4 protein-coding genes and 2 pseudogenes are annotated in these 3,646 nt (G+C 45.9%); all 6 read right to left on the bottom strand.

Annotated elements, in window-relative coordinates:
• Positions 1–107: pseudogene (locus ABYP73_RS12250) on the bottom strand (hypothetical protein); the annotation flags it as partial.
• Between the two features lie 58 nt (positions 108–165).
• Complete coding sequence (gene atpB / locus ABYP73_RS12245) at positions 166–1,293, bottom strand: F0F1 ATP synthase subunit A (protein WP_372974518.1); 1,128 nt, start codon at positions 1,291–1,293, stop codon at positions 166–168.
• A gap of 113 nt (positions 1,294–1,406) precedes the next feature.
• Positions 1,407–1,805, bottom strand: coding sequence for a DUF6168 family protein (locus ABYP73_RS12240; protein ID WP_372945595.1), 399 nt, complete (start codon positions 1,803–1,805; stop codon positions 1,407–1,409).
• The gene (locus ABYP73_RS12235) at positions 1,805–2,035 is read right to left on the bottom strand and encodes an AtpZ/AtpI family protein (protein ID WP_372945594.1); all 231 of its coding nucleotides are present in this window, start codon (positions 2,033–2,035) and stop codon (positions 1,805–1,807) included. The genes ABYP73_RS12240 and ABYP73_RS12235 overlap by 1 nt, the downstream gene beginning before the upstream one ends.
• Positions 2,013–2,477 carry a polymer-forming cytoskeletal protein gene (locus ABYP73_RS12230; protein WP_372945593.1) on the bottom strand — a complete coding sequence of 155 codons (465 nt, stop codon included), beginning with the start codon at positions 2,475–2,477 and terminating at the stop codon, positions 2,013–2,015. Before ABYP73_RS12230 ends, ABYP73_RS12235 begins: the two co-directional genes overlap by 23 nt.
• A gap of 4 nt (positions 2,478–2,481) precedes the next feature.
• Positions 2,482–3,646, bottom strand: a pseudogene (locus ABYP73_RS12225) (hypothetical protein); the annotation flags it as partial.

Raw genomic sequence — 3,646 nt, 5'->3', positions numbered from 1 at the left:
TCAGGCTGACGGGCAATGGCCTCCATGGCAGAACCACCGATCCTACCGATACCAATACCAACGCCGATTACTACCAATCCTGCACCTACCATTACTGGAATTTCCATACGCTATCTAGTTTAAAATTAAAATTCAATTCATCAATACGTTTATCCCGGTTAACCCTTATAAATGGGCTAGTTCGGTGTCTTCTTCATGTTCGTGCTCCTCTGAGGCAAAGCCAAAATACAGGGAAGACAACATGGTGAAGATATATGCCTGTAACAAGGCGACTAATACTTCGATCAAAGTGATGGCAAAGGCCAGGAAAAAGGACAGCGGACTGCCAATCCAACTCTTAAAGATGAACATCAATCCGATAAGGCTCATCAATACGATGTGGCCTGCCTGCATGTTCGCGTATAAACGGATAAGCAGAGCAAAGGGTTTGATGATCAATCCCAGCAATTCAATGGGCACCAATATGATATAGATCGGGATCTTACCATACCAGGGCATGGCATCCCCCAGCGGATCCACCAGGTGTTTCCAGTAATCCTTGGTCCCTGTGAAATTGGTGATCAGAAATGTCAGGAGGGCCAGGCCGAAGGTTATCGCTATATTTCCTGTCACATTGATTCCCAGGGGTGTGAGCCCAAACATATTCAGGAACCAGATAAAGAAAAATATGGTCAATAAGAAGGGCATATATTTCTTATATCGCTTTTCCCCAATAGTAGGCCTTGCGATGTCATCCCTTATATAGATCACGATGGGCTCGAAAAACCTTCCTGCCCCTGTTGGCACACCGTTGTTCTTTGCATATGATTTTGCGAGGCTCGAGAACAGCCATAGCATCAGCAACCCGGTAATGATCATCATGACCACATTCTTTGTGACGGAAAAATCTATGGGTTTTGCATTGGTGATGTGTCCCTCTTCATCGTGGCTGAGGTTTCCGTCAGCATCGGTCTTATAGATCTTTCCGTGCTCTAAGGCGTAGTAATTGCCTCCGGATTCTGCGATGGTTTCCCCGTGGTGGAATTTTGAAGAAGAAAAGACATGCAATCCTTCGTCCCACAGGATCACGGGAAGCGGAATCCCCACGTAAACGTGTTCCCCGTTATCCGCAGTATAAGAAAAGATGGAAAAATCATGGGAATCTTTAAGGTGGTGATCAATATATTCCTTGATCTCAGTCTTGATATCCTTCTTGGAACCGTCTGCCGATTCCTCTTTGGCAACAGCCTCAAGAGAAAATGCAGTAAAAACGGTAAAAAGCAGTAAAATTTTAAGAGTAAAAAAACTTCTCATAAGGCCGTATAATGCGGGTCTCTAAAAATCGGTGCAAATGTAAGCTATTCTCCCAAAAAGAAAAAAGCATTTTCCGGTTAATTTTAAAGCCCGCCAACAGCTGATTTTGAGGCTTAAACCTTAGGATTCCTGAGGAGTATTTTTGCAGTGAATACGGTTTCGAATAAAAGACACAGCAGATAGGGTATAAAGAAGGCGCCGAATTCCGATTTGGTGACCAGGGCGTCTTCCCGGTATCCAGGGTAAAACAGGAGGAAGAAGACCAGGAATTTCAGGAGACTACCCCCCATATAGATAAACCCGATCTGATATTTGTATTTCCGCCTCAACATATAAAGAAGGATAAAGATCCCGGAGGCGAGTAAGAAATTTACGGTATAGGAGAGATAGAGCAGATCTGAGCCTCGCTCAAGACCCGCATAATCCTGCCAAAGCAGATGAAGCCAGAAGGAAATCAATAGCGCAATGATCAGGGAGAAAAGGAAAGTGGGAAGCAAGCCGGAAGTCCTCATCAGTACTGAATTCTTTTGAGCTGGAGTAAAACCACGTAGATCGCTATCGCTACACCCAGCAGTGTTGCTGCTGCAGTAAAAATGCCCTTTTCCGTTTGATAGTAGTGATCCAGCCAGATGCCTCCCTTGGCAGCGAGATAGATAATAACCCCCATCTCGATCCCAATGCCGGATAATATGGCAATATTCCTGAACTGGTTTTTACCTTTAGGACGCTTTTGCTGGTTCATTCTTACTTTGGGCGGACGACGCTTTAAAGGCTGAAGCAGAAGGACCTGCCGACTGGGTTCCTGTTGCCGTATTCATGGCTCCCTTCCCTTTCATGGAACAGGAAGCGTTAAAGGTAGCACCGGGTTCAACGGCCAGTTTAGCGACAGTAACGGTTCCCTCTATAAGGGCAGAGGCTTTCAGGGTCAGGAGTTCGGAGACCATTAATTCTCCATTGAAGTTGCCTTCGATATCCGCATTGAGACATTCTACCTTGCCATGGATATAACCATCCTTACCGATGACCACTTTTCCTGAAGTTTTAAGGTTTCCATTGAGTTTTCCGTCTATCCTGAAGTCGGCCTCGGAGACGATATCGCCTTTGATCTTGGTGTGTTTCTCTATCCTGTTGGGTTGTCCTCCTGTTTCTGTCATAGCTTTAGGTTTTTTGTTATCTGAAAACATGGATTTAGGGTTTTGGGGTTAAATTGAGCCTTCTGTAATCGTGTAAATTCTTATGTATCTGAACGGTTTTATAGTTATCAGCTAAAATTACGAAATTCTCATTACGGATTCGGTAATCTTTATTGTTTTTTAGCAGTTCAACAAACCCCAGGGCAAAATCCTTCGATTTAAACCCGTGAACCACAACAAACTCATCCTCAAGGTTATACACGTCTTTTGACACCTTGTTAGGATATCTGAGCTCTTTCAGGGCTTCCTCCAGCCGCGTCATGAGTTTTACCGCTGTTTCATCCTGGCTCCTCTTAAAAGGAAATACCACCTTCCAGTTTTGTGCTGATTCTCCAATACCCGAGACAAAGCCATTGGGTTCGAGTTTAGGTAACTGCTCAGCCACCATCTCCTGTGCTTTCTTGCCTTCGGCCTGGTTTGGATAGTTCAGGGCTACATAGTTCAGGGCTTCCTTGAATTCCCTGAATCCCTGAAGCCTTCCGATAGCCGTGGCCTTGAGCATCTCGAGCTTGGGAACGATGGGGTCTCCGGTAAAGCGACTGATAGATTCCTCGGCCCCGGTGATCACCCTCAAAAATTCCTGCTGTTTAAAAAGCGTAAAAAGTCGGGCATATTGGGCATCCGGGCCATCTTCAGAGGCCTCCAGGACTGCCCTTGGGTTCAGCAGCAACTCCGCATATCTCGAATTGGGGTGGTTGATGATGATATTTTCTCTCATATCTGCGGCCAGCGGACTTCCCACTTCCTCGTAGATCTTGTATAAATTGTATTTGGAAGGCAGGATAAGTCGCTCCTCAGGATCCGAACGCAAAACGCTTTCCAGCTTTCCGGCTGCCAGCATGTTCTCTTTGAATTTCTCCTTGTAAATCAATCCCAGCTGGTAGTTGGCAAAATTTCTCTCTTTTCTAAGACTGTCAATGACGCCGATATCCGACGGCACCAGGTTCAAATAATATTGCATGGAGTATTTCTGGTCATCAGAAAGGGCGTTGGGCAGATCGGCGCCTGCCAGGGGTTCCGAACCGATCTCTGCTGCCTGGGCGGTAGCCTTGTTGCTCCATCTCCAGTTGTCCTCCAGGGTGCGATTGCCCCACCTCCGTTTAAATTCGGTCTTTCCGTATCCCAGGCTGGTGATGTTGTAGAAATAGAATTTACCCCTG

The organism is Muriicola sp., from assembly GCF_041567615.1.
GTDB lineage: Bacteria > Bacteroidota > Bacteroidia > Flavobacteriales > Flavobacteriaceae > Muriicola.
This window is presented reverse-complemented; position numbering and strand designations above follow the sequence as displayed.

What these genes read in the sequence shown, in the direction of transcription:
- atpB (WP_372974518.1), bottom strand. Translation starts at nt 1,293, where the DNA reads ATGAGAAGTTTTTTTACTCTTAAAATTTTACTGCTTTTTACCGTTTTT.
- ABYP73_RS12240 (WP_372945595.1), bottom strand. Translation starts at nt 1,805, where the DNA reads ATGAGGACTTCCGGCTTGCTTCCCACTTTCCTTTTCTCCCTGATCATT.
- ABYP73_RS12235 (WP_372945594.1), bottom strand. Translation starts at nt 2,035, where the DNA reads ATGAACCAGCAAAAGCGTCCTAAAGGTAAAAACCAGTTCAGGAATATT.
- ABYP73_RS12230 (WP_372945593.1), bottom strand. Translation starts at nt 2,477, where the DNA reads ATGTTTTCAGATAACAAAAAACCTAAAGCTATGACAGAAACAGGAGGA.